Genomic DNA, 22,423 nt, shown 5'->3' on the forward strand with positions numbered 1-22,423 from the left:
GGCCGCACTCGACCTGCCCAAGGTGCCCGCCACCTCGCCGGTCGGCCGGCTCGCCGCCACCGTGGAGCGGCTGCGCCAGGAGGTGCGGGCCGCGCAGGCGGAGGCCGAGGGCCGGGCACTGATCGAACTGGCGAAGGGCATCCTCGTGGAGCGGCTCGGCTGCGGCCCCGCCCAGGCCGCACGCCAGCTCGCCGAGCTGACCGAACGGGCCCGGACGACGACGCTGGAACTGGCGGTGGACGTCATCAACCAGGCCGCCCGGGACCGCGTCTCCGAGGTCACCGACGCCTTCCTGGCCACCACCGCGGAGCCGGACCGGACGGCCGAGGAGTCCGCCGCCGTGCGGCTGCGCGCCGCCGAGAGCGGGGCGCTGGCCGCGGACGACACCCAGGCGGTGGCCGACTCGCTGCTCCAGCACGCCCTGCGCCCGCTCGGCGCGGTGGCCGTCGCGATCTGGGCCGCGGGCTCCGACGGTTCACTGACCCTCGCCGGCAGCGCCGGCTTCCCGCCCGCCGAGGCGGCCCGCTGGCGCTACGTCCCGCCGGACGTGGCGACCGTCGCCCGGCGCGGCCTGACCGAACCCGAGGGGCAGTGGCTGCCCTCGCTCGCCGAGTCCGGGCTGCCCACCATCGGCCGGCACGACTTCCCGGACGGTGCGCGCGCGGCCGTGCCCGCCGGTGCGGGCGGCCGGATCCACGGCGTGCTGGAGATCGCCTGGCCCGGGCCGGAGGGAGCGCGGCCGCCCCAGGTGGTCCGCCAGATGGAAGCGCTCGCCGAGCTGTGCGCGCACACCCTGGAGGCCTACGCGCTCCCGTCCGGTGCCGCGCAGGAGCCCCGGATGCTGCCCGACGTGGTGGAGCTGATGGACCTCGCGGACGGACTGCACGACCCGGCGCTGGTGCTCGTCCCGCACCTGGACGACTCGGGGCAGCTGGTCGACTTCCGCATCCAGCACGTCAACAGCCACTTCCTCGACCCGGCGGGCCGGTCCCGGGCCGTCGTCAACGGCGCCCTGCTGCTGGAGGCCTACCCGATGGCCGCCGGGGCCAGCGAGCTGTTCCAGCGGGTCGAGCGGGTCTACGCCACCGGCGAGCCGTTCAGGGCCCACCGCATGCGGCTCACCGCGCTCGTCGACCAGGTGCCGCTGTCGGCCGTCGCCGACATCAGCGTCAGCCGGCACGGCTCCAGCGTGCTGCTGATCTGGCGCATCGAGGACGAGGCGGCCCGTCTGGCCAGCCTGCTCCAGCACGCCCAGCGGCTCGGCCGCATCGGCGGCTTCGAGGAGAACCTGCTCACCGGCGAGATCACCTGGAACGGCCAGCTGTTCAGCCTGTACGGCCGTCCGCCCACCAGCCTGCCGGTGCCGCTGGAGGACCTGCCCGCGCACGCCCACCCCGACGACGCCGTCACCATCCGCCGCTTCCTGCGCACCCTGCTGCACCACCGCCGGCCGGCCTCCGCCGCGTTCCGGCTGCTGCGGCCCGACCAGGTGACCCGGCACATCCGCGTGGTGGCCGAACCGGTCCTGGACACCGGCGGCCAGCTGTTCGTCGTCCGCGGCGCCTACCAGGACATCTCGGCCCAGCACTGGACCGAGGTCGCCCTCGCCGCCACCCGCGACCAGCTCGCCCACACCGAGCAGCAGGCCGACGAGCGCAACCGGCTGGCGCTCCAGCTCCAGCACGCCATCATGCCGCCGGCGCAGGCGCCGCTGAAGATGCCCGACCTCCAGGTCGCGGTGCGCTACCGGCCCGCCGAGACCGAGCAGCTGGTCGGCGGCGACTGGTACGACGCCGTCGTCCTGCCCTCCGGCATGGTGCTGCTGTGCGTCGGGGACGTCGCCGGACACGGCATCGAGGCGGCGACCAGCATGGTCGTGCTGCGCAACGCGCTGCGCGGACTGGCCGTCACCGGTGCCGGCCCGGGCCAGCTGCTGTCCTGGCTGAACATCGTCGCCCACCACCTGACCGGCGCGGTCACCGCGACCGCCGTGTGCGGTCTGTACGACGCCGAGCGGCGCACCCTGCGCTGGGCCCGCGCCGGCCACCTCCCGCCGGTCCTGGTGCGGGACGCCGAGGCGACCGCGCTACCCACCCTCAGGGGCCTGCTGCTGGGCGCGCTGCCGGAAGCCGTGTACGAGGAGACGGAGCTGCAGCTCGCCGAGGGCGACACCCTGCTGATGTACACCGACGGCCTGATCGAGCGCCGGGACCGCTCCGTCGAGGAGTCCCTGTCGCACCTGCTGGACACGGCGCGCTCGGCGCCCCGCACCCTGGACCAGCAGCTGGACCGGCTCCTCACCTACAGCAGGTCGGACACCGACGACGACACCTGCATCGTCGGCATCAGGGTCCTCTGAGCCCCGGGGCGGGGGAGCCGCCCGGGTCAGCCGAGGGCGACGGTGGCCGTCACCCGCTTGCCGTGGGGCAGCGGCGTGACCTCCAAGCCGTCGCAGAGCAGGTTCACCAGGTGCAGTCCGTGCCCCCCGACCCGCCGGGGATCGGGCGGACGCTGCCGGGGCGCCTGCGTGGAGGTGTCCGTGACGGTGATCCGCAGTGCGACGGCGTCGGGGGACACCTCCAGGCGCAGTCCGAGCGGACCGGGAGCGTGTTTGACGGCGTTGGTGACGAGTTCGCTGACCACGAGCTGGGCGTCCTGCAGCGCCCGCCGGCCCGGAGCGGGCCGGGCCCGGGCCAGGAGGGCGCCGACCGCCTCCCTGGAGTCGGCGATGCAGCTCGCCGCGGTGTCCCAGGTGCGGCTGTAGTGCAGGGGCGCCGGGCGGGTACGCGTCGTCGCGTGTGTCCTGAGGTGGGTGTCCATGCTTCGTCGCCCTTTGCGTCTGGGGTCAAGGGCCCTTCCTGTGGTCGCGGAGGATCCTGCCGTTCTTGTCCCGGTTACCCACTGGGCCGTCGGTCAAGGGGACGCGCGCGGGGAATCCTCCGGTTGCCCCCACCGGCCCGGTGCGCACCCGGCCGCCCGCCGCCGCACGGCGTGCCGCATCCGGCCCGGACATGAGCGGCGGGTTCCGGGGTAGGCGCAGGCAAGCCGGCCGAACCGCGGCCGGCGACCCCGGGAGGCAATGGACCATGACGGCCATGACGACGCAGCAGGCGAACGCGGTGCGACTGCCGGAGGTCGCCGACCCCGGACAGGTCGCCCCGCAGGACGCCCGTGCGCTGACCCGGATCTTCCTCGCCCGGCTCGCCGTCCTGGAGGAGGGGACGTCCGAGTACCAGTACGCGCGCAACACACTCATCGAGATGAACATCTCCCTGGTGCGTTTCGCCGCGGCCCGCTTCCGCAACCGGGGCCCCGAGGAGATGGAGGACATCGTCCAGGTCGGGGTGATCGGTCTGATCAAGGCCATCGACCGGTTCGAGGTGTCCCGGGAGGTGGAGTTCACCTCCTTCTCGATCCCCTACATCGTGGGCGAGATCAAGCGGTTCTTCCGGGACACCTCCTGGGCCGTGCACGTGCCCCGGCGGTTGCAGGAGGCCCGCGTGCAGCTCGCCCGCGCGACCGAGGAGCTCTCCGGCCGCCTGGGCCGGACGCCGACCGTGGCGGAGCTGGCGCAGCTGATGTGCCTGCCCGAGGAGGAGGTCATCGAGGCGCGGCTCGCCTGCAACGGCTACACCTCCTCCTCCCTGGACGCCACCTTGAGCACCGGCGCGGACGGGGAGAGCGTGCTGGCCGACTTCATAGGCAGCGAGGACGCCGCGCTGGACCTCGTCGAGGACTTCCACGCCCTGGCCCCGCTCATCGCCGAGCTGGGCGAGCGGGACCGGTTGATCCTGCACCTGCGGTTCGTGGAGGAGCGCACCCAGGCCGAGATCGGCGAGCGGCTCGGCGTGTCCCAGATGCACGTCTCCCGGCTCCTGTCGCGCCTGCTGGGCCGGCTGCGGTGCTCCATGCTGACCGAAGGCTGACCGAAGGCCGAGCGGGAGGACCGGGCGCACCGAGAGCGTGCGCGGCGGGGACGAAATCGTGGAGCGGGCCCGGAAAACCCTCGAAAGGGTTTTCCGGGCCCGCTCCACGCGTATTCCGCGTACATTTCGCGCACCGCATTCGAATGTCAGTGCTTGAAGGCGTCCTTCGTCTTCTCCTTGGCCTCCCGGGCGTCCCCACGAGCGCCCTCCACGCGGCCCTCGGCCTCCATCCGCTCGTTGCCCACGGCGCGGCCCGCAGCCTCCTTGGCCTTGCCCTTGGCCTGCTCCGCCTTGGCCTTCGCCTTCTGGTCGCCTGCCATCGGGTTTCACATCCCCACGTCTTCTCGGTGCGATTTCCCCATTCGGATTTCCGTTGCGCCGAGCTTCAAACCCCACTCCGTCGTCCCCCGCCTTCCGGGAATTCAAGGAGCCCTTCGCTCGGTTTCCGGGCACGGGAAAGCCGTCCTCGCCCTCCACGGCATCACATGATCGACCGGACGTCCGAGGCAAACGCCGGAGACCTGCCCGGCGGCGGACGAACCGTTCGGGACGCCCGGCGGGCCGGACCGGACGGGCCGTCCGCGCGGGCACCGGTCAGCGGGCGCGGCGGCGCCGCGCCAGGTGGCGTGCGACGAGGGCCGCGACCAAGGCCGCCAGACCGGCGAGGACGTAGCGCTGGTAGCGGGTGACCTCGTCGTACACGGTCGTGATGTGGCTGCCGGCGAGGTGGGCCAGGGTCGCCCAGAAACCGACCCACAGGGCCGCGCCGAGCGTGTTGAAGACGAGGAAGCGCCGCCAGGGCATGCCCGAGGCGCCGGCGACGATGCCGTTGGCCTGGCGCAGGCCCTCGATGAAGCGGGCCACGGTGACGATCTTGCCGCCGTGCCGCCCGAAGAACTCCTCGGTGGTCCGGAAGCGCTCCGGCGTCAGGAACACGTAGCGGCCCCAGCGGTGCACGAAGGCCCGGCCGCCGCCGCGGCCGATCAGATAGCCGATGTTGTCACCGGCCACGGCGGCGGCGAACGCGACCGCCGCCACGACGGCGATGTCCAGCCGGCCGGCCCCGGCGTAGACACCGGCGGCGATCAGGATCGTCTCGCCGGGTGCCGGAACCCCGAAGTCCTCCACGAGGACCACGGCACCGACGGCCCAGTAGCCGTAGTGGCCGAGCAGGGGGGCCAGGTGCGCGAGCGGGCCTGGCAGGGGAGGGGCGGCCATGCCTCCCACCGTACGTGAGCACCGGTCGCCGGCCGGGGCCGCCGGGAGGAGGCACCGCTAGCGGACCGGAGCGGGGCCGTTCCCGCCGCCCGGGCCGGGCTGGCAGGTGTGGCACAGTTCGTGCTCCCCGTCGCGGGTCACGACCGTTCCCCAGCCGAGGCAGTGTTCGCAGCCGCGGGCCAGGTAGAGGTCGGGGTGGGGCGGGAGGTGGGGGCCGTGGGGGCTGTGGTGGGCTCCGTGCGCCATGCGGTGAGCGGCTCCTTGGAGTCGGGCGGGCGGGGTCCGGCGCTCACCATTATGTCTGATTTTTTCGTTATGTCTGTGATGCGTGTCACTCGGTGCCGCAGTCGGTCCCGGACCCCGGCCGGGCGTCGCGCCACAGATCCGCTCCGCCGTCCGCCGCCCGCCGCGCGGTCGTCGATCGTCGGCGCGGCACGGCGGATGACCGGTCGAGCCGTGTGCACGTTGCTGGTGTGACGGATGGGAAGCCGGGCAGGAGCATGGGGCGTGCGGCGTCCGCCCGGGCGGACCGGATGGGTGCCGCGGAATGACACGGTGTGCCGGCAGTGAGGAGGGAGGCGCCCGTGAGCGGGGCGATACCCGAGGGAGAGCGGCGAACCGGGGCCGGGCCCAGGATTCCCAGGACCGTCGCGGACCTGCCGCGCCAGGTCCGCGAGGAACTGACGCGCAGGCTGCGCCGCAACCGGCGGGCCTTCCGCAGCGACGACGTCCAGGTGATCGAGCGGCCGCTGCTCAAACGCGCGGTCGGCGCCTCCGCGCTCGGCAACTGCATGGAGTGGTTCGACTTCGGCGTCTACAGCTACCTCGCCGCCACCCTCGGCAAGGTCTTCTTCCCCGGCGCCTCCCCGGCCACGCAGGTGATCTCCTCCTTCGCGACCTTCGCCGCCGCCTTCGTCGTACGACCGCTCGGCGGCCTGGTCTTCGGGCCGCTCGGCGACCGGATCGGTCGGCAGAAGGTGCTCGCCACCACCATGATCATGATGGCCGCGGGCACCTTCGCCATCGGCCTCATCCCGGGTTACGGCACCATCGGCATCGCCGCGCCCGTGCTGCTGCTGCTGGCCCGCATGGTGCAGGGCTTCTCCACCGGCGGGGAGTACGGCGGGGCCACCACCTTCGTCGCCGAGTACTCGCCGGACCGCAGGCGGGGCTTCCTGTCCAGCTGGCTCGACTTCGGCACGTTCGCCGGCTACGCCCTCGGCTCCGTCCTCGTCACCGTGCTCAACGCGCTGCTGAGCGACGCACAGATGCTCTCCTGGGGCTGGCGCATCCCCTTCCTGATCGCCGGGCCGCTCGGCGTGATCGGCCTGTACGTGCGGCTCAAACTGGAAGAGTCACCAGCCTTCCGGCAGCAACTGGACGCCCACGAGAAGAGCCTGGCGCAGGAGTCGGCGGGCAGCGAGTTCCGCGACATCCTCCGCAACCACTGGCGCGGACTGCTGGTCTGTGCGGGGCTGGTGCTGCTCTACAACGTCACCAACTACACGGTCACCGGTTACCTGCCGACCTACCAGACCGAGACGCTGGGCCGCTCCAGCGGCTCCGCCGACGTGCTGGTGCTGATCGGCATGGCGTGGATCGTCGTCCTGATCACCTTCATCGGCCGGCTCAGCGACCGCGTCGGCCGGCGGCCCGTGTACGGCGCCGCCGCCGCGGCGATGATCGTGCTGGCCGTGCCGTCGTTCCTGCTGATCAAGGCGGAGGGGGCCTGGCCGCCCGTCCTCGGGGCGCTGCTCCTGTCCACGCTGCTGGCCTGCTTCGCCGCGCCCAGCGCGGCCACCCTGCCCGCGCTGTTCCCGACGGCCGTCCGGTACGCCGCCATGGGCATCGGTTTCAACTTCGCCGTCGCCGCCTTCGGCGGCACCACCCCGCTGGTCACCGCCGCGCTGGTCGACATCAGCGGGGACGACCTGATGCCCGCCTACTACCTGATGCTGGCCGGCGCCATCGGCCTCGCGACCGTGCGGTTCCTGCCCGAGAGCGCCCAGGTGCCGCTCAGCGGCTCGCAGCCGATGGTCGGTTCGCAGGAGGAACGCCGCGAACTGATCACCGCGTCCAAGGACCTGTACACCTTCGCGGAGCAAGGGGCGCGCTCCCAGCAGCCGTCCCGCGGATGAGACGGGCCGCCGAGGGAGGCCGGCCGCCCGGGGCACCGGCCCGGCCGGGACTCCCGCGCCCCGGGCGGGACGCGGCAGGTCCACCGGGCCCGTCGCCGGGGACGTGGCCCGGCGCGGTGCCCCGGCGGGCCGTGACGCGCCGGACCGGGACGACGCGGACGGCACCCGCCGGCGGACGACGGCGGTGGTGGCCGGTGGAGCGGATCACAGGACAGGCGGGCCCCGTCCCGCCCGGCTCGTCGGTGGCGCACTCGCCGCCCGCGTCCCCGACGAGGAAAGATGGGCGGCGAGCGAACGATCACACCATGCGATCACATCGACGCGGAGGAAACCGACACATGCCGCACGAGCGAGCGGGCCGGCCGGCCGGTCCCGAGGACCTTGTCGACGTGGCCCGACTGGTCACGGCCTACTACGCGCTGCACCCCGACCCGGCCGACCCGGCGCAGCGGGTGGCGTTCGGCACGTCGGGACACCGGGGATCGTCCCTGGCGAGCGCCTTCAACGAGGACCACATCGCCGCCACCAGCCAGGCCATCTGCGAGTACCGGACCGTGGGCGGCGTCGACGGCCCCCTGTTCCTGGGCGCCGACACCCACGCCCTGTCCGAGCCAGCCAAGGTCACCGCGCTGGAGGTGTTCGCCGCCAACGGCGTCACCGTGCTCATCGACGCAGCGGACGGCTACACGCCCACCCCGGCGGTCTCGCACGCCATCCTCACCCACAACCGCGGCCGCACCTCGGGCCTCGCGGACGGGGTCGTCGTCACCCCCTCCCACAACCCGCCGGCCGACGGCGGCTTCAAGTACAACCCGCCCAGCGGCGGCCCCGCCGCCTCCGACGCGACCTCCTGGATCCAGGACCGCGCCAACCAGATCATCGCCGGCGGCCTGAAGGACGTGCGCCGGGTGCCGTACGCCCGTGCGCTCGCCGCCGCCACCACGCGGCGGTACGACTTCCTGGGCACCTACGTCGCCGACCTGCCGAGCGTGCTGGACCTCGACGCCGTCCGCGCCGCCGGCCTGCGCATCGGCGCCGACCCGCTCGGTGGGGCGTCCGTCGCCTACTGGGGCCGCATCGCCGAACAGCACCGCCTGGACCTGACGGTGGTCACCCCGCACACCGACCCCACCTGGCGGTTCATGACGCTGGACTGGGACGGGCAGATCCGCATGGACTGCTCCTCGCCGTACGCGATGGCCTCCCTCATCGAGCAGCGCGACCGCTTCGACATCGCGACCGGCAACGACGCCGACGCCGACCGGCACGGCATCGTCACCCCGGACGCGGGCCTGATGAACCCCAACCACTACCTCGCGGTCGCCATCTCCTACCTCTACCGGCACCGCGACCGGTGGCCAGCCGACGCGGGTGTCGGCAAGACCCTCGTCTCCTCCACGATGATCGACCGCGTCGCGGCCGACCTGGACCGCCGACTCGTCGAGGTGCCGGTCGGGTTCAAGTGGTTCGTGGACGGACTGGCCGGCGGCGCCCTCGGGTTCGGCGGCGAGGAATCGGCCGGCGCGTCCTTCCTGCGCCGGGACGGCTCGGTGTGGACCACGGACAAGGACGGCATCATCCTCGCCCTGCTCGCCTCCGAGATCACGGCGGTCACCGGCAAGACGCCGTCCCAGCACTACTCCGGCCTGACCGACCGCTTCGGCGAACCGGCCTACGCCCGCATCGACGCCCCCGCCTCCCGCGAGCAGAAGGCCCTGCTCGCCAAACTGTCCCCGGCGCAGGTCAGCGCCGACACGCTGGCGGGGGAAGCGGTCACGGCCGTCCTCACCGAGGCGCCCGGCAACGGAGCGGCCCTCGGCGGCATCAAGGTCACCACCGCCAACGCCTGGTTCGCGGCCCGCCCCTCGGGCACCGAGGACGTCTACAAGGTCTACGCCGAGTCGTTCCTCGGCGCCGACCACCTCGCCCGGGTGCAGGAGGAGGCCAAGGCCGTGGTGCTGGGCGCACTCGGCGGCTGACCCGGACCCGTCGTACGGACGGCCTCCGCGCCGCGGGCGCGGAGGCCGTCCGCGTGCGCCCGTCGCCGGCCGGGCGGGCCCGCCGGGGACGCGTGACCGGGCGGGCCCGCGGGAGACGTCCGGCCGGCGACGGGCGCACGCGTGCACCGCGCGCAGCGCCCGGCCGGCCCTCGGCGCGGTCCGCACCACGGCGAGCGCGAGCCCGTGGCCCCGGCCGCACCACCCGCACGCCCGTCGTTCGTGACGAAGCCCTCCCCCGGGTCCGGGGGAGGGCGGGGTCCCCGTCCGGCAGCGGTCCGCGCGGCCGGCCGGCTCCGTGGGCCGTCCGGTGGTGCGCGGACCGGGCTCGGCACCGGACGTTCGTGCCCGGCGGAGAGGAGAGGGGGGAAGGGGTGGGGCGTGCCGTCAGGCGGCGGACGGCGCCTGTGCCGGCTCCGCGGCCTGGAGCAGGGAGTCGTCCTCCGGGCGGGCCCCGGACAGTTGGTGGCGGGCCGCGATCAGGGCCATGTCCACGTCCTTGGTCCCCGTGGCCACGCACAGCGTGTACGAGATGTCCGCGAGCCGCTGCCGTGCCTGCGGAGTGCTCTCCTCCGCCCCGAGCAGCGTGAGGGTCTCGTACTGGGCGATCAGGTCCTTCAGTACCGCGGGGTGTGCCATCAGCATGAGATCCGCCTCCCTGGGCTTCGCGAAGTCGACGTCGGTCATGAATCGTTGTCGATCATGAGTCGCTGCGCGGATACCCGCGTCCGCGATCGGTATGCCCCCGGTTTCTCCGGACGGGGGACGGGTGGGACGTGGGACCCGCACGGGCCGCCGGGCCCCGCCGTGAGCCGTGAGCCGTGCCCGCGGTCCCCGGCCGGCCGCTCGCGGGAACGCCCCCCTGACCGGCCGCCGTGCCCCGGGCCGTTCACGGGCACCACGGTGCCGGGCCCCGCTGACGGCGCGCTGATCCGGGGGAACCGGCGCGCCGGCCCGCCCCGGCGTACCGGAGCGGCCGGAAACCGGCGTCTGGCTGGAAAACTCCCGCGCGCACAACCGGCCTCCCCGGTTCCGGCCCTCGGCGGAGGGCGTGTACCCGCCAACGCCGCCCGGTCGCATCACCGGTCCGCCGCGCCCCGCGCACCACCCCCGCCACCCCCCGTACGATGCACGTACACGTTCGGTGACGCCCCCTCGCGAAACCGCCGCACGATCTTCACGCGGCGAACGCTTTCAGCCGGTCGGCGTACGGGCCCCCGCGGCGGGGGCAGACGGCGCGCTCACCGCGTGCCTAGCCTCCCGGGCCATGCGATCATCTCTGCTGAGACGCCTCGGTCTCACCGCCGCCCTCGCCTTCGTCCTCACCGTCTTCGGCCTCGCTCCGAGTGCCGGCGCCGCCGATCCCGCGCCGGCCGCGCTGACCTTCAGCGCCGACAGTGCCACCGTCACGCCCGGCGGCACGGTGAACCTGTCGATGACCCTCACCAACAACAGGACGTACGACATCTGGTTCGTCCACCAGACCATCGACCCGACCTGGCTCACCACCCAGCGTCCCGACCTGAAGTACGGCTTCACCGGCTGCGGCCTGGCCACGGCCGCCGGCAGCACCCCCTGCAGCGGCACCGGACCCGCCAACCTCGGCGGCAACTACGGCGCCACCATCCCGCCCGGGCAGAGCCGCACCGTCACGCTGACCCTCCAGGTCGCCGCCGACTCCGGCTGCAACGGCAACATCGGCTTCTACTCGTACTACTACGCCGAGTTCAGCGACAGCGGCAACAGCAGCGGCGGACCCGTCTACACGCCGGAGACGCGCGTGGTCTGCGCCTGACGGACTCCGGCCCCGGCGCGGCTGACCTGAAACGGACCCTTCGGGCAGGTCCCCGCCCGGTCCGGGTCACCGGCACTTCGCCCGGCGGGCCGCAGTGGCCCGCCGGTGCGGCGTCCGGGGCCGCGACCAGCGGCCCCCTCCGTCCGCGTGTCGCCACCCCTTGGGCGACGGCGACGGGGAAAGGGGCCCGCGGGTCCCCCGAGCGGGATCGGACACCTGCGTTTTTCCGTCAAATTTCGCAACCCGCCCACAAAAGCTCCACACATGCATCACCATGTGACGCGACGGATGCGTCGACGACTGGTTTCTGAGGGGGACACCGGCGTCGCGCAAGGGGGTGCATCCGCTCCATGGGAGCCGTGCTCACCCCTGCCCGGGGAGGGGACTTCACCGCATGAAGCGGACCATCCGCACCACCGCACTGACGGTCGGCGCGCTCATCGCCGCGCTCGGCCTGCAGGCCGGACCGGCCCAGGCCGACACCACCACACCCCGCATCGACCTGCGGGTCCTGCTGGTGAGCGACGGCGGACCGGCCACCGCCGCCGTGGCCGCGGAACTCGACGCGGCCGGAACGCCGTACACCAGGGTCGACCTCACCCGGTCCGACCGGCCCGTCATCGGTCCCGGCTTCCTCGCCGACACCGTCGGTGGCCGGCCCCGTGCCAAGTACCAGGCCGTGGTGCTGCCCAACGACAACCCCTTCGCCGCCGGCTCCGCCGAGATGGCCGCGCTGGCCTCCTACGAGCAGACGTACGCGATCCCGCAGGTCGACGCCTACACCTACGCCCGCCCCGAAGCGGGCCTGCAGTACCCGGTCGCCGGCGGCTACTCGGGCAGCATCGACGGCGTGCAGGCCGAGGTGACCGCGGCCGGCCGGACCGGCCCCTTCGGCTACCTCGACGGCACGGTGCCCTTCGAGGACGACTCGCCCACCGTCGGCGAGAGCTACGCCTACCTCTCGACGCCCGCGGCCGGCGCCGACTTCACCCCCTACGTGCAGGCGCCCATCCCGGGCACCTCCCGGCAGGGGTCGCTGGTCGGCGAGTACCGGCACGACGGGCGGCGGGAGCTGGTCGTCACCTTCGTCTACAACCGGTACCAGGAGCAGTTCCGGCTGCTCGCCCGGGGCATCGTGGAGTGGATGACCGGCGGTGTGCACCTCGGCGCCTCCCGCAACTACTTCGCCGTGCACGTCGACGACGTCTTCGCCGCCGACGACCGCTGGGACACCCAGCTCAACTGCACCCCCGGCGACGTCGACTGCACCAACGGCGCGGGCACGCCGAGCCCCATCCGCATGACCGCGGCCGACGTCGACCACGCCACCGCCTGGCAGGACAGCCACCACTTCACCCTCGACATGGTCTACAACGGTGCCGGCAGCGTCGACCAGCGCGAGGACGACAACGGCGTCGACCAGCTCGCCGACAAGCTCATCGCCGACCGCGCCCGGTTCCGCTGGGTGAACCACACCTACACCCACGCCTTCCTCGGCTGCGAGCAGAACACCACCGTGGTGCCCTGGACGTGCCGGACCAACGCCGACGGCAGCACCAAGTGGGTCGACCCGGGCACCATCAACAACGAGATCGCCACCAACCGCGCCTGGGGTCAGGCCGCCGGACTCCCGCTGCAGAACGACGAGTTGGTCACCGGCGAGCACTCGGGCCTGAGGATCCTGCCGCAGCAGCCCGCCGACAACCCCAACCTGGCACCCGTCCTCGCCCTCAACGGCGTCGCCTGGCTCGCCTCGGACAACTCCCGCGACCCGGAGCAGCGCAAGGTCGGCGCCGCCACCACCGTCTCCCGCTACCCGATGAACGTCTTCTACAACGCGGGCCGGGCCGCCGAGCAGGTCGACGAGTACAACTGGCTCTACACCAGCCGGGCCCAGGGCGGCAGCGGCGTCTGCGAGGACGACCCCGCCACCACCACCTGCCTGCCGGCCCCGCTGGACACCGGCACCGGCTACAGCGGCCACATCGTGCCGCTGGAGACCCGGATCGCCCTCGGTCACGTGCTCTCCAACGACCCCAAGCCGCACTTCATCCACCAGTCCAACCTCGCCGAGGACCGCATCGCCTACCCGGTGCTCGACGGCGTCATCGACGGCTACGACGGCCTGTTCGCGGACAACACCCCGCTGGTGAACCTGCGGATGAGGGACATCGGGGCCGAACTGCAGCGCCGCGCCGCCTGGAAGGCCGCCGTGAGCGCCGGACAGGTCACCGCCTACCGCATCGGCGGCGCCGTGACCGTGCAGGCGCCCGCCGGCCTCGCGGTCACCGCGACCCTGCCCACCGGCACCACCCTGCCCACCGGCGCCTTCGGCAGTCCCTACGCGGGCGAGGTCTCCGGCTGGACGGCCTCGATCGGCATCCCCCTCGTCCTCACCCTCCCGACGGCCGCCACGGCACCCTCCGCGCGCACCGCCGACGAGGCACCGGCCACCGGCCCCGCCCCGGACGCCAAGGTCCCGGCCGGCGTGACCCGGCAGGTTCCGTACACCCCGGACAGCTGAGCGGCGCACCGGCCCCAAGGACCTGACCGTCCCTTTCCCGTCCGTTCCGCGGCGCCCGCCCCGCGACGCCCCGGCACACCCGTGCGCGCACCCGTGCCCGCACGCCCGCGCGGCGGCCCCGGCGGCCGCCGCGCGGGCCGGGACGCCCGGCGGGCGGACCACGCAAGGCGGCCGGCGGGCCCGGTCCCCGTCGGCCGCCGGGACCCGCACGACCACCCCACACCTCGGACGTGGAGCACACCCATGCGCGTTCACCACGGCGCGCGCCGCTCCGGCGCGACGCGCGTCACCCTGCTCACCGAAGGCACCTATCCGCACAGCCACGGCGGCGTCAGCGTCTGGTGCGACCAGCTCGTCCAGGGCATGCCCGACCTCGACTTCGACGTCATCGCCGTCACCGGCACCGGACGCGAACCCGTGGTCTGGGACCTGCCCGCCCACGTCCGCGGCGTGCGCCCGGTACCCATGTGGGGTGCCCCGCCCGAGGGCCGCCCGCCCCGGGGCCGCGCCCGCAACCGGCTCGACGCGGCCTACGAGGGCTTCCTGACCGCCCTGCTCGACCCGCCCGCCGAGGACGGTTTCGCGCCCGCCCTCTACACGATGGCCCGGGCCGCCGCCGACGGCGCCCTCAGTCCCTTCCTGCGCGGGGACCGGGCCGTCACCCTGCTCGCCGCGGTGTGGAACCGCCCCGGTCTCGCCGTGCGCGAGGCCCGGCCCACCCTGCACGACGCGGTCACCGCGACCACCCTGCTGGAACACGCCCTGCGGCCCCTGGCCGCACCACCGCCGGAGGACGGCGTGGCCCACGCCGTCAGCGGCGGCGTCGCCGTCCTGCCCGGCCTCGCCGCCCTGGACCGCCACGCCGTCCCGCTGCTGCTCACCGAGCACGGCGTGTACCTGCGCGAGCGCTACCTCGGCTACCGCACGGCGCCGTACCGCTGGCCCGTCAAGGCCGTCGTCCTCGGATTCTTCCGGCTCCTCGCCGAGGAGAGCTACCGGCGGGCCGCCCTGATCACCCCGGGCAACCGCTACAACCGGCTCTGGGAGGAGCAGGGCGGCGCCGACCCGCAGTCCATCCGCACCGTCTACAACGGCGTGGACCCGGCCGCCTTCCCGCCGGCCGGGCCCGAACCCGGGACGCCCACGCTCAGCTGGGCGGGCCGCGTGGACCCCATCAAGGACCTGGAGACCCTCATCAGGGCCTTCTCCCTCGTGCGGGAGCGGATACCCGGCGCCCGGCTGCGCCTGTTCGGCGGCACCCCGCGCGGCGGCGAGGCCTACCGGGAGCGGTGCGAGGCACTGGCCGCAGAGCTGGGACACGCCGACGCCGTCACGTTCGAGGGCCGCGTCGACGACATCAAGGACGCCTACGCGGCCGGCAGCGTCGTCATGCTCTCCAGCATCAGCGAGGGCTTCCCGTTCACCCTCATCGAGGCGATGTCCTGCGGCCGGGCGACCGTCTCCACCGACGTCGGCGGCGTACGGGAGGCCGTCGGCGACACCGGGCTCGTCGTCCCGCCGCGCGACCCGGCCGCCATGGCCCGGGCCGCCCTCGACCTGCTCGCCGACCCCGGCCGGCGCAGGGCGATGGGGGAGGCCGCGCGGCTGCGGGTGATCGAACAGTTCACCCTGCGCCAGACCATCGACACCTTCCGCTCCATCTACCTCGAACTGTCCACCGCGGCCCGGCCGTTCGTGCCGGCACCGGTGCCGGCGGCAGAGCCGCGGGACATGGCAGCCGGTGCGGGGAGCGTGGCCGGATGAGCGGACCGATGGCCCTCGAACCGGGCGGAACCGAACAGGACACCCTGGCCCTGCGGCTCGCCGGCGCACCACCGCTGCCCCGCCGCCCCGACGACCGCACCCTCGCCCTCCGGCTGCCCCGGCACGGCCCGGACGAGGAGGCGGTCAGCGGGCTCGCCGCCGAGCTCGCCGACCGCGTCGGCCCGGCCGTCCACCCCTACGAGGTGGCCGCCCTGCTGGAGGCCGAGGGCCTGTCCGCCGATCTGATCAGGCAGCGGTACGGCCACCCCACCCTGTTCTCCCTGGCCACCGCCCTGTACCAGCAGGTGCCCCGCACCTTTCCCGAACCCGCCCCGCCCGCCGACCCCTGGCGCCCCGACCACGTGCGCTGCCTGCTGCGAGGGGTCCTCTTCGCCCTGCCGGGGCTCGCCTACCTGCTCACCGCGCCCCTGTGGCACCCCGGCCGGCACGCCGCGGCGCCCGTCGTGGCCGGCCTCGTCTCCTGGGCCTGGGGACAGGGGCTCGGCCACCGCGCCCACGTGCGGATGGCCACCGGGCGCCGGCAGGCGGCGCGCACCCTGCTGACCGGCGCCCCGCTCGGCGCGGCGGTGGCCACCGCCGCCGCCGTACCGGCCGCCGGCGGCGGCCCGGCGCTCCTGGCGGCGGCGGGCCAGTCGCTGTACCTCGCGGCGGCCGGCGTCCTGCTGGTGCTGGCCCGGGAACGGCTGCTGCTGGCCGCGCTCACCCCGCTGATCGCGGGCGCCGCCGCACTGCCCTGGTGGGAGCCGGGCCCGCCGCTGCGCACCGGCCTCGTCCTGCTGGCCCTGGCGGCCACGCTCGCCGCCACCGGACGGGCGCTGCACGGGGCCGCCCGGACGGCCCCGGCCGCCCCGGACGGCAAGCGGCCCCGCCTGCGCCGGTCCCTGCCGTACGGGCTGTTCGGGCTCGCCGCGGGCCTGCTGGTGCTGCTGGAGGGCCGGCGGGAACCGTACGCGGTGATCGTGCTGACCGTCAGCATGGGCCCCGCCGAGTGGCTGCTCTACCGCTACCGGGGGCTGTCCGTCGCCGCGCTCCGCGCGAGCGCCACCCCCGCCGGGTTCCTGCTGCGCTCCGCCGCCGTCCTGGGCCTGTGCCTGCTCGCCTACCTCCTCCCGCTGCTGCCGGCCGCCCTGCTCACCGGCGCCGCACCCGGCCCCCTGCTGCTGCTCGCCGCCGCCCTGTGGACCGCGCTGCTCCTACAGGCGTTCGGGACGGCCTGGCCGCCGGCCGTGATCTGCCTCGCCGCCGCGGGCACGGCCTGCGCGCCCGTCCTGCTGCACCTGCCGGGCGGTCCGGCCGCGCTGCCGCTGTGCTGCGCCGCCGCCGTGCTCTGCCTGGTGGCGTGCGCACTGGGGCTGCTCGGCCGGCCCGCCCGGCACGTCTGACCCGCCGTACCCGTCCCCGACCGTCCGCGACACCCCGCAACCACCGGAAGGACACACCGTTGACCTCCGCACCGCTCGCCGCCGTCACCGGAGCCGAGGGCTTCATCGGCTCCCACCTCACCGAGGCGCTCGTCGCCGCCGGTCACCGGGTCAGAGCCATGGCCCAGTACAACTCCTTCTCCTCCTACGGCTGGCTGGAGACCCTCGCCCCGGACGTCCTGGACCACGTGGAGATCGTCCTCGGCGACGTCCGCGACCCCGGCTCGGTCCGCGGCCTGCTCGAAGGCGCCGACGCCGCCTACCACCTGGCCGCGCTGATCGCGATCCCGTACTCCTACCGGGCACCGCACAGCTACGTGGAAACCAACGTCACCGGCACCCTCAACGTGCTGGAGGCGGTGCGCGCCCTCGGCACGCCCCGGCTGGTGCACACCTCCACCAGCGAGACCTACGGCACCGCGCGGACCGTGCCGATCACCGAGGACCACCCGATCAACACCCAGTCGCCGTACGCCGCGTCGAAGGCCGGCGGGGACCGGCTGGCCGACAGCTACCACGCGAGCTTCGGCACCCCCGTGGTGACCCTCAGGCCGTTCAACACCTTCGGCCCGCGCCAGTCGATGCGCGCGGTCATCCCCACGGTCATCGGCCAGGTCGCCGCGGGGGAGCGCACCATCACCCTGGGCGACCTGCGCCCCACCCGGGACTTCACCTACGTCGAGGACACCGCGCAGGCCTTCCTCGCGGCCGGCACCGCGCCCGCCGAGCGGGTCGTCGGGCGCACCTTCAACGCCGGGACCGGCGGCGAGATCTCGGTCGGCGACCTCGTCGCCCTGATCGGCAAGGTGATGGACAGCGCCCTCGACGTCCGCGAGGACCCCGCGCGCATCCGGCCCGCGAACTCCGAGGTGATGCGGCTCGTCGCCGACGCCACCCGGCTCACCGCCGCGACCGGCTGGCAGCCCGCCCACACCCTCGAACAAGGTCTCGCCCGCACCGTGGAGTTCTTCCGCGACCCGGCCCATCTGGCCCGCTACAAGACCGGCATCTACAACATCTGACCCGTCCGGCACGTCACGTCACCGAGGTCCCCACACAACGAAGGAGGAGCCCATGCACGCAGTGATCCTGGCGGGAGGCAAGGGCGTCCGGCTGCGGCCCTACACCACCGCGCTGCCCAAGCCGCTCGTCCCCATCGGCGACCAGCACGCCATCCTGGAGATCGTGCTGCGCCAGCTGTCGACGGCCGGCTTCACCCGCTGCACCATCGCCATAGGCCACCTGGGGGAGATCATCCGCGCCTACGTCGGCGACGGCTCCCAGTGGGGCATGGCCGTCGACTACGCCACCGAGGACAGCCCCCTGGGCACCATGGGCCCGCTGCTCAACCTGCGCGACCGGCTGCCCGAGACCTTCCTGGTGATGAACGGCGACGTGCTCACCGACCTCGACTACGCCGACGTGCTGCGTCGGCACCGGGGCTCCGGGGCGCCGCTGACCATCGCCACGTACGCCCGCAAGGTGCACATCGACTTCGGCGTGCTGACCACGGACGCGAGCAGGGTCGTCGCGTTCACCGAGAAGCCCAGCATGGACTACCGCGTCTCCATGGGCGTCTACGGCCTCAGCCGCTCGACCCTGGGCACCTACACGCCGGGCCTGCCGCTCGGCTTCGACGAACTGGTCCTCGACCTGCTGGCCGCCCAGAACCCGCCGCACGCCTACGAGTTCGACGGCTACTGGCTGGACATCGGCCGCCCCGACGACTACGACCGGGCCAACGCGGAGTTCACCACCCGCAAGTCCCTGTTGCTCAAGGGAGCCTGAGCACCGCATGCGCATCCTCCTCCTGGGCGGCACCGGTTACCTGGGCCGCCACGTGGCCGAGCGGCTGCGCGCCCTGCAGGGCGCGCAGGTCCTCGCCGCCGGCCGCTCCGGCGCCGCCGGGATCCGCGTCGACCTCGCCGCGGACCGGCCCGAACAGCTCGCCGGGACCCTGGCCGCGGCGGCACCCGACGCCGTGGTCAACTGCGCCGGTGCCACCGGCGGCGACCCGGTGACCCTGGCCGAGGTCAACGCGCGCGGCCCCGCCGTGCTGTGCGCCGCGCTGCGCGAGGCGGCGCCCGCCGCCCGCCTGGTCCACCTCGGCTCGGCCGCCGAGTACGGGCCGGGCGTCCCGGACGCGCCGGTGACCGAGTCGGCGCCCGCCTGCCCGGTCACCCCGTACGGCGCGACCAAGCTCGCGGGCACGATCGCGGTCACCTCCGCCGCCCTGGACGCCGTGGTGCTCCGGGTCGGCAACCCGGTGGGCCCGGGGGCGCCCCCGGCCGGCCTGCCCGGCCGGCTCACGGCACAGCTGCGCGCCGCGGGAGGGGATCCCGCGGCGGTGCTGCGGTTCGGCGACCTGTCCGCCCACCGCGACTTCGTCGACGTCCGCGACCTCGCCCGGGCGGTGGCCCTCGCGGTCACCGCCCGGGGCCCCTGCCCCCCGTCCTCAACATCGGCGGCGGACGGGCCGTGCCGGTACGGGAACTGGTGCGGGGCCTGGCCCGGCGGGCGGGCTTCCGGGGACGGCTGGAGGAGAGCACGGGCGGTTCGGACCGCTCCGCCCGCGTCTCCTGGCAGTGCTCCGACGTCACGGCCGCCGGCCGGGTGCTCGGCTGGCGGCCCGCGCACGGCCTGGACGACGCCCTCGACACGCTGTGGGCGGCCACGGCCCCGGACGGGCGGCTGCCGTGAGCCTCCTGGTACCGCTGTACGTGCACCCGGCCGAGGACCCCGGCGCCTGGCACCGGCTGATCACCGCCGCCGACCGCACCCACGCGGTCGTCCTGAACCCGGCGAACGGCCCCGGCACCGCCCCCGACCCCGCCTTCACGGCGGCGGCCCGGGCACTGCGGGCGGCCGGCGCCCGCCTGCTGGGGTACGTCGACACCGACTACGGCGTCCGCGACCGCGCCCGGGTCGCCGAGGACATGCGCCGGCACCGGGAGTGGTACGCGACCGACGGCTGCTTCCTCGACCGCGTCACCGCCGACGTCCAGGGGCTGCCCGCCTGCCGCCGCCTGGTCCGGGACGTACGGCGGCTCGGCGCCGGCACCGTCGTCCTCAACCCGGGCGTGCACCCGGCCCCCGGCTACGCGCGCCTGGCCGATCTGACCGTCACCTTCGAGGGCCACTGGTCCACGTACGTCTCGGCGTTCACCCGGCCGGCCTGGACGGCGCGCCACCCGCCCGACCGGTTCTGCCACCTCGTCTACGGCGTGCCCGAGGTCCTGATCCCGCTCGCCGTCCGCACCGCACACGAGCGGGGAGCGGCGATCTCCGGTCCGGTCACCGGACGACCGCCCAATCCGTGGGCCGAACTGACACCGGCACTGGCCGTGACGGAGGCGTGAGGGGCGCGGACGGCGCGGTGGGCGGCGGCACCGGCGACCACCGGCACCACCGGCCCCGCACCGGCCGCGTCCGCGGTTCCGCCGCCCCGGTGCGGCGCGCCGCCGGGAGCGGACACCCCGCTTTCCTGACCGTCTGGCATGCTCTGGTCAAATCTGGCAGGCTTTCGGCAGCCGCCGCCCCGACCCACGAGGCGCGGAGCACCTGACACCGCACGGATCGCACACCCCGTCCGCGACCGCCCCGGCGCACCCCAGCCGACCGGGCGGCCACCGAGCCGGCCGGAACCCCGGCCGCCGCACAAGGAGCAGCGTGTGAGACCGACCCCCCACAAGGCACTCGGCGCCGGCCTGCTGACCGTCGCCGCGCTGACCGCCCTCTCCCTCCCCGGCGCCCCCGCCGCCGCCCAGCCCGCCCCGGCGCCCGTCGCCGCCTGCACCCCGGCCCCGACGGTCGCCAACGGCGGCTTCGAAAGCGGCACCTCGTCCTGGACCCGGTCCGCCTCCACCGTGATCACCAGCCGTACCGGCCGGAGCGCGCACGGCGGTTCCGCCTACGCCCGGCTGGGCGGCGCCGGCAGCACCCGCACCGGCACCCTCGCCCAGAGCGTCACCGTCCCGGCCGGGTGCGGCGCCGCCACCCTGACCTTCTGGCTGCACGTCGACACCGCCGAGACGACCTCCGCCACCGCCCGCGACAAGCTCACGGCCAAGGCCGGCAGCACCACGCTGGCGACCTACTCGAACCTCGACAGGAACACCGGCTACACGCGCAAGACGCTCGACGTCTCCGCGTTCGCCGGACGGACCGTCAACCTGTCCTTCACCGGCACCGAGGACTCCAGCCTCCGGACGAGCTTCCTCCTGGACGACATCGCCCTCGACACCTCCGGCCCCACCGCACCGCTCCGGGCCGACTCCACCCGCACCCCGGCCGCGCCCGCCTACACCGTCGGCCTCAGCAGCAACACCGCCGGCACCGTCTGGAACGGGCACGAGAGCGTCTCCTTCACCAACGCCTCGTCCACCGCGCTCAGCGAGGTCTACCTGCGGCTGTGGGACAACTACCACGGCACCTGCGACGCGATGCCGATCAAGGTGGGCAACGTCACCGGCGGCACCGCGGGCGCCTACTCGGTCGGCTGCACGGCACTGCGCATCGCCCTGCCGACTCCGCTGAACCAGGGTCAGACCGCCACCCTCGGCTTCGACCTGGGCATCACCGTGCCCAGCGGCGTCGACCGGTTCGGCCACGACGGCGCCTTCAGCTTCATCGGCAACGCCCTGCCCGTCCTCGCCGTCCGTGACAGCGTCGGCTGGCACCTGGACCCCTACACCGACAACGGGGAGTCCTTCTACTCCCTGGCCGCCGACTTCAGGGTGACCCTGGACCACCCCAGCACCCTGCTGGTCCCGGCCACCGGCACCTCCACCGACACCCCCGGTTCCAGCGGCCGCACGGTCACCACCGCCACCGCCGCCCAGGTCCGTGACTTCGCCTGGGCCGCCGGGCCCTTCAGCAGGATCTCCGGCACCTCCTCCGCCGGCGTCCCGGTGAACGTCTACTCCGTCTCCGGGATCAGTTCCAGCAGCGCCCAGTCGATGCTGAGCACCGCCAGGAGCGCCGTCGACGCCCACGCCGCGCGCTTCGGCGCCTACCCGTACGGCGAGCTGGACGCCGTCATCGACAACAACTACTGGTTCGGCGGCATGGAGTACCCCGGCTTCGTCCTCGACCTGGTCAGCACCACGGCGCTCACCCACGAGATCGCCCACCAGTGGTGGTACGGCATCGTCGGCGACGACGAGTACACCAACCCCTGGCTGGACGAGGCGTTCACCGACTACGCCACCGACCTGGCCCTCGGCAGGACCGGGACGGGCTGCTGGAGCAGCGTCTCCTGGGCCTCCGGCACGGAGAAGATCACCAACTCGATGGCCTACTGGGACGCGCACTCCTCGCGCTACTCCACCGTGGTCTACGGCTACGGCAAGTGCGCCCTGCACGACCTGAGGCGCGTCCTCGGCGACACGGCCATGGCCAAGCTGTTGAAGGACTACGCGACCGCGCACTGGTACGGCGTCTCGACGACGGCCGGGTTCAAGGCCGCCGCCCAGGCCGCCACCGGCACGGACCTGACGTCCTTCTGGACCCAGCACCGCATCGACGGCTGACCCTCCGCGGCCGCCCGCGGGCGGTGCCCCCGGGCACCGCCCGCACCACCGGGCCACTCGGATGGACGTAATTCGGCCCGGTGCGGCT

Annotated in this window: 17 protein-coding genes and 1 pseudogene; 13 read left to right on the top strand and 5 right to left on the bottom strand. The window is 74.3% G+C overall.

Annotated elements, in window-relative coordinates:
- Positions 1 to 22 precede the first annotated feature (22 nt).
- On the top strand, positions 23 to 2,359 hold the full coding sequence (locus tag QQY24_RS28905) for a SpoIIE family protein phosphatase (RefSeq protein ID WP_301976382.1): 2,337 nt from the start codon (positions 23 to 25) through the stop codon (positions 2,357 to 2,359).
- Between the two features lie 26 nt (positions 2,360 to 2,385).
- Here the strand turns inward: QQY24_RS28905 and QQY24_RS28910 are convergent, their stop codons facing one another.
- Positions 2,386 to 2,820 carry an ATP-binding protein gene (locus tag QQY24_RS28910; protein ID WP_301975652.1) on the bottom strand — a complete coding sequence of 145 codons (435 nt, stop codon included), beginning with the start codon at positions 2,818 to 2,820 and terminating at the stop codon, positions 2,386 to 2,388.
- 266 nt (positions 2,821 to 3,086) lie between these two features.
- Between QQY24_RS28910 and QQY24_RS28915 the strand changes: the two genes are divergently transcribed.
- Positions 3,087 to 3,926: a SigB/SigF/SigG family RNA polymerase sigma factor gene (locus QQY24_RS28915; protein WP_301975653.1), complete on the top strand. Its 840-nt coding sequence runs from the start codon at positions 3,087 to 3,089 to the stop codon at positions 3,924 to 3,926.
- A 146-nt stretch (positions 3,927 to 4,072) separates the two neighbouring features.
- Here the strand turns inward: QQY24_RS28915 and QQY24_RS28920 are convergent, their stop codons facing one another.
- From QQY24_RS28920 to QQY24_RS28930, 3 genes are all read right to left on the bottom strand, one after another.
- Complete coding sequence (locus tag QQY24_RS28920; RefSeq protein ID WP_301975654.1) at positions 4,073 to 4,246, bottom strand: CsbD family protein; 174 nt, start codon at positions 4,244 to 4,246, stop codon at positions 4,073 to 4,075.
- Between the two features lie 274 nt (positions 4,247 to 4,520).
- A complete protein-coding gene (locus QQY24_RS28925) occupies positions 4,521 to 5,144 on the bottom strand; it encodes a DedA family protein (RefSeq protein ID WP_301975655.1) in 624 nt (207 codons plus the stop codon).
- 57 nt (positions 5,145 to 5,201) lie between these two features.
- Positions 5,202 to 5,390 carry a hypothetical protein gene (locus QQY24_RS28930; RefSeq protein WP_301975656.1) on the bottom strand — a complete coding sequence of 63 codons (189 nt, stop codon included), beginning with the start codon at positions 5,388 to 5,390 and terminating at the stop codon, positions 5,202 to 5,204.
- Between the two features lie 389 nt (positions 5,391 to 5,779).
- Between QQY24_RS28930 and QQY24_RS28935 the strand changes: the two genes are divergently transcribed.
- Both QQY24_RS28935 and pgm read left to right on the top strand, forming a co-directional pair.
- Positions 5,780 to 7,282, top strand: coding sequence for an MFS transporter (locus QQY24_RS28935; RefSeq protein WP_301976383.1), 1,503 nt, complete (start codon positions 5,780 to 5,782; stop codon positions 7,280 to 7,282).
- Between the two features lie 338 nt (positions 7,283 to 7,620).
- Positions 7,621 to 9,261: a phosphoglucomutase (alpha-D-glucose-1,6-bisphosphate-dependent) gene (gene pgm, locus QQY24_RS28940; RefSeq protein ID WP_301975657.1), complete on the top strand. Its 1,641-nt coding sequence runs from the start codon at positions 7,621 to 7,623 to the stop codon at positions 9,259 to 9,261.
- Between the two features lie 405 nt (positions 9,262 to 9,666).
- On the opposite strand, the gene QQY24_RS28945 is transcribed toward pgm, so the two are convergent.
- Entirely contained in the window at positions 9,667 to 9,924 is a 258-nt protein-coding gene (locus QQY24_RS28945; protein ID WP_301976384.1) for a DUF5133 domain-containing protein, read from the bottom strand.
- A gap of 622 nt (positions 9,925 to 10,546) precedes the next feature.
- Between QQY24_RS28945 and QQY24_RS28950 the strand changes: the two genes are divergently transcribed.
- From QQY24_RS28950 to QQY24_RS28990, 9 genes and pseudogenes are all read left to right on the top strand, one after another.
- Positions 10,547 to 11,074: a hypothetical protein gene (locus QQY24_RS28950; RefSeq protein WP_301975658.1), complete on the top strand. Its 528-nt coding sequence runs from the start codon at positions 10,547 to 10,549 to the stop codon at positions 11,072 to 11,074.
- A gap of 394 nt (positions 11,075 to 11,468) precedes the next feature.
- Positions 11,469 to 13,598 carry a hypothetical protein gene (locus tag QQY24_RS28955; RefSeq protein ID WP_301975659.1) on the top strand — a complete coding sequence of 710 codons (2,130 nt, stop codon included), beginning with the start codon at positions 11,469 to 11,471 and terminating at the stop codon, positions 13,596 to 13,598.
- A 243-nt stretch (positions 13,599 to 13,841) separates the two neighbouring features.
- Positions 13,842 to 15,362 (top strand): GT4 family glycosyltransferase PelF, encoded by a 1,521-nt coding sequence (gene pelF / locus QQY24_RS28960; protein WP_301975660.1) that lies wholly within the window; start codon positions 13,842 to 13,844, stop codon positions 15,360 to 15,362.
- Entirely contained in the window at positions 15,359 to 16,765 is a 1,407-nt protein-coding gene (locus QQY24_RS28965; RefSeq protein ID WP_301975661.1) for a hypothetical protein, read from the top strand. The genes pelF and QQY24_RS28965 overlap by 4 nt, the downstream gene beginning before the upstream one ends.
- Before the next feature lie 59 nt (positions 16,766 to 16,824).
- Positions 16,825 to 17,826: a GDP-mannose 4,6-dehydratase gene (locus QQY24_RS28970; protein WP_301975662.1), complete on the top strand. Its 1,002-nt coding sequence runs from the start codon at positions 16,825 to 16,827 to the stop codon at positions 17,824 to 17,826.
- A 52-nt stretch (positions 17,827 to 17,878) separates the two neighbouring features.
- Positions 17,879 to 18,592: a sugar phosphate nucleotidyltransferase gene (locus QQY24_RS28975; RefSeq protein WP_301975663.1), complete on the top strand. Its 714-nt coding sequence runs from the start codon at positions 17,879 to 17,881 to the stop codon at positions 18,590 to 18,592.
- A gap of 7 nt (positions 18,593 to 18,599) precedes the next feature.
- Positions 18,600 to 19,504: pseudogene (locus tag QQY24_RS28980) on the top strand (NAD-dependent epimerase/dehydratase family protein).
- Complete coding sequence (locus QQY24_RS28985; protein WP_301975664.1) at positions 19,501 to 20,163, top strand: spherulation-specific family 4 protein; 663 nt, start codon at positions 19,501 to 19,503, stop codon at positions 20,161 to 20,163. The pseudogene QQY24_RS28980 and the gene QQY24_RS28985 overlap by 4 nt, the downstream one beginning before the upstream one ends.
- 312 nt (positions 20,164 to 20,475) lie before the next feature.
- Positions 20,476 to 22,335 (top strand): M1 family aminopeptidase, encoded by a 1,860-nt coding sequence (locus tag QQY24_RS28990; RefSeq protein ID WP_301975665.1) that lies wholly within the window; start codon positions 20,476 to 20,478, stop codon positions 22,333 to 22,335.
- Positions 22,336 to 22,423: the final 88 nt, after the last annotated feature.

The organism is Streptomyces sp. TG1A-8, assembly GCF_030499535.1.
GTDB lineage: Bacteria > Actinomycetota > Actinomycetes > Streptomycetales > Streptomycetaceae > Streptomyces.